Here is a 2985-nt window from a genome sequence, read left to right as displayed (position 1 = left end):
CTTTGACGGTCGCCATTGTTTGAATCGCAAGGTCACTATAAAGAACTGACGCGCCGGGTTTGCCGCTCAACTCCTCGACCACCCACTGCCCCAGCACAGATTCTTCGATCCAGAAGGTGAGGCTTCCCCTAGCCTTCAATCCAGCGTTATACTCTGACCAGTTGCGGATGCGGTATTGAGGTTTCATGGCAGGTTTTATGTGTGATAACTGAAATTTACCATGCCTCTCCTGCCCGCAACCCCTCTTTCATGCAACAACGCCCTTTTTAGCGGCAAAATGATGGACGAAACGTGGCTGCCCAAGGGAGAGTTAAACCATTTTTGGTATTACGCGCATCTCCTTGCATGGGTGGTGATGGTAGGGGCGATCGCTCTCCATCTTCTGATGAATGCGAAGATCGGTGGCACACCGTTACTCGTCTCTATGTTAACGTGGCACTTTCGAGAGAAAGACAGTCCATCCCATTGGTCTCGTCATCTCTCCGAATGGTGGTCAGGGGTTCAACAGGGAGCCTGGAAACGATGGTTTCAACCGATGTCAACCATGATTGCTTTAGAAATTGCGATTTTGTTGAGCATTACAGCGGCCTGGATCATACCGCTTTTTAAGTAGACCTCTACAGTGCTAATGAATCCCTTGGGATGGTCATGGGAAGCATGGCTGAGGTTGATGGTCTATCTGGTTCTGTTTAGTCTGTGTATGGTCAGGTTGCGGTTCCAATATCCGAAGAAACCAGGGGAGGCGATCGCTGCTCAGTTTGAGTTAGCAGAATGGACATTGATCAGCTTAATCCCGTTTGGTTTAGGATTGGCGATCGCTCCCTTTGATACCACCGGATCTTTTTTGCAATACTATCCCTTTCGGTTGGGAGATGTCATGATCCGGTTGACGACCTATCTGCTTTTACTCTGCCAGTTTCAGCAAATCCAGATCGCCCAGACCTTTCGAAACGGTTTAGCGTGGATCGTAGTAACTCTACTGTGTCTAACCCACTGGACAACGTTTCAGCAAGACGTTGCGGGGTTAAGGACATTCCCAGCGTCTACCTTAGATGAAGGCAGAGTTTGGGTCAAGACCTGCTATTGGATTCGCGAACATACACCTCAGGATGCAATATTTTTGGCTCCCCAAACGGCTAACTCATGTAGTAATCCCGCGTACCTTTAGCTTTTACCGCATCCCCTAAGCGATTCAGGGCATGGATATAGGCCGCCGTTCGCATCGAGGTTTTGAACTCTTGGGCGATCGCCCAGATCCGCTCGGTTTCTTCCACCATCCGATCCTTTAGGCGACTGTTCACCTCCTCCAGCGACCAATAGAAGCCGCTGCGGTTTTGCACCCATTCAAAGTAGCTCACGGTCACGCCGCCCGCATTCACCAGAATATCGGGAAAGACCTGAACCCCGTTGACTTCAAGAATTGAATCGGCTGCTGAGGTAATGGGGCCGTTCGCCACTTCAAAGATATAGCGAGCCTTGATCCGATCGGCGTTTTCCTCGGTAATCTGATTTTCCAACGCGGCTGGAATTAAGATGTCTACGTCGAGTTCTAGCAGTTCCTCGTTGGTAATCGCTTCGTGCTCGATAGCGCTGCATACTGTTCCCTGACAGTACACCGCTCTCACCCCCCGACTCGATTCCTTGAACTGGCGAATACTGGGAATATCGAGTCCCCCTTTGACGTAGACAGCTCCACGGGAATCACTCACGGCCACGACAGGATAGCCAGCTCGAAACAGCAGTTCAGCGATAACGGCTCCGGCATTCCCAAATCCTTGAACTGCGACGGTGGTATCTTCCGGATTCCGTCCCAACTTCGCCATCATGTCCTGAATCGAGAAGAAAGCTCCCATGGCGGTTGCGGTTTCCCGTCCGAGGCTGCCGCCCATGGCTACAGGTTTTCCGGTGATCACCGCAGGCGTAATCTGACGATGGATGATGTTGTATTGATCTATCATCCAGCCCATGATCATCGGATTGGTGTAAACATCCGGGGCGGGAATGTCTACATCGGGGCCGATAAAGTTGGCGATCGCATCGATATAGCCTCGGCTTAAGCGCTCTAGTTCAAATTTTGAGAGTTCTTTGGGATCGAGGGTAATTCCGCCTTTGGCTCCCCCAAAGGGTAGGTTCAAGGCTGCACACTTGAAGGTCATCCAAAAGGCTAGGGACTGCACCTCGTCCATGGTGACGTTGGGATGGTAGCGCACGCCGCCTTTGGTGGGGCCACGGGTGTCATCGTAGCGAACTCGATAGCCTTGAAAGACACGCAGCGATCCGTTATCCATTCGCACGGGAATCGATACAGCCAGACTCGCCTTTGGGTGCCTGAAGCGTTCAATCAAATCATCGGGAACCGACACGTAGCGCAGGGTTTTCTCTAGCCGTTGGCTGGCATCGGCAAGGATCGAGTGGTCCATAAAAAACTCCTCAGGGATCAGCCGTAGTAGTGGGTGGATAAACAGGATCTGATCCCCATAGTTTTATGATTCCCTTTTTTGTAGCTTTAGATATAGTTTTTTAATATTTCTTGTGATCGAAATGCAGAAATCACCCTTGGGGATCACGCTAAATGCAATTGAGATCATTGGGGATCATCCGGTTGGGCTAGTCGTTGGTGTTAAGAGGTGGAGGGGTGGAGGGGTTAGCGGCGGCGGCGGAAGGTGTACCAGCCGATGAGGATTAGGAAACTGAAAAGGGCGATGAGCCAGTGGCGGTTGATCAAGTTCCAGAGCAGAAATAGACCGATGCCGAGGGAAAGGAACCAGCCGAGCCAATCGGGACGACGGGGTTGGGTAGCGGCGTGAATCCATTGGCTGACGGTGGCGTATTTAGGAGAGTCGGGGTGGAGTTTGGTGAGGGCTTGGTGCCAAAGATCTAGGGCTTGGTCGGGTTGGTTTTGGTGTTCGTAGAGTACACCGAGATTCGCCAGGGTTTGGCCTTCCCCTTGGACATCCCCGAGCTGACGACAGATCGCTAGGTCTT

General features: G+C 51.7%; 4 protein-coding genes and 1 pseudogene. 2 read left to right on the top strand and 3 right to left on the bottom strand.

All coding sequences use genetic code 11. The features are described from left to right. Positions 1–187: transposase (locus IGR76_18965; GenBank protein MBF2080533.1), on the bottom strand; the 187-nt coding region annotated here is incomplete at its 3' end. Positions 188–259: 72 nt separating this feature from the next. Here IGR76_18965 and IGR76_18960 point away from each other — a divergent pair. Together IGR76_18960 and IGR76_18955 are read left to right on the top strand one after the other, a co-directional pair. Further along, a pseudogene (locus IGR76_18960) lies at positions 260–613 on the top strand (cytochrome b/b6 domain-containing protein). Between the two features lie 57 nt (positions 614–670). Further along, positions 671–1168, top strand: coding sequence for a hypothetical protein (locus IGR76_18955; GenBank protein ID MBF2080532.1), 498 nt, complete (start codon positions 671–673; stop codon positions 1166–1168). Here IGR76_18955 and IGR76_18950 read toward each other — a convergent pair. Together IGR76_18950 and IGR76_18945 are read right to left on the bottom strand one after the other, a co-directional pair. Further along, entirely contained in the window at positions 1137–2420 is a 1284-nt protein-coding gene (locus IGR76_18950; GenBank protein ID MBF2080531.1) for a Glu/Leu/Phe/Val dehydrogenase, read from the bottom strand. The two genes, IGR76_18955 and IGR76_18950, sit on opposite strands and share 32 nt — an antisense overlap. Positions 2421–2644: 224 nt before the next feature. Further along, positions 2645–2985: tetratricopeptide repeat protein (locus tag IGR76_18945; GenBank protein MBF2080530.1), on the bottom strand; the 341-nt coding region annotated here is incomplete at its 5' end.

Origin of the sequence: Synechococcales cyanobacterium T60_A2020_003 (genome assembly GCA_015272205.1) — a bacterium.
Lineage (GTDB): Bacteria > Cyanobacteriota > Cyanobacteriia > RECH01 > RECH01 > JACYMB01.
This window is presented reverse-complemented; position numbering and strand designations above follow the sequence as displayed.

Bases quoted from the DNA above. Each gene is read 5' to 3' on its own strand.
- IGR76_18950 (MBF2080531.1), bottom strand. From the start codon at position 2,420: ATGGACCACTCGATCCTTGCCGATGCCAGCCAACGGCTAGAGAAAACC.
- IGR76_18955 (MBF2080532.1), top strand. From the start codon at position 671: ATGGTCTATCTGGTTCTGTTTAGTCTGTGTATGGTCAGGTTGCGGTTC.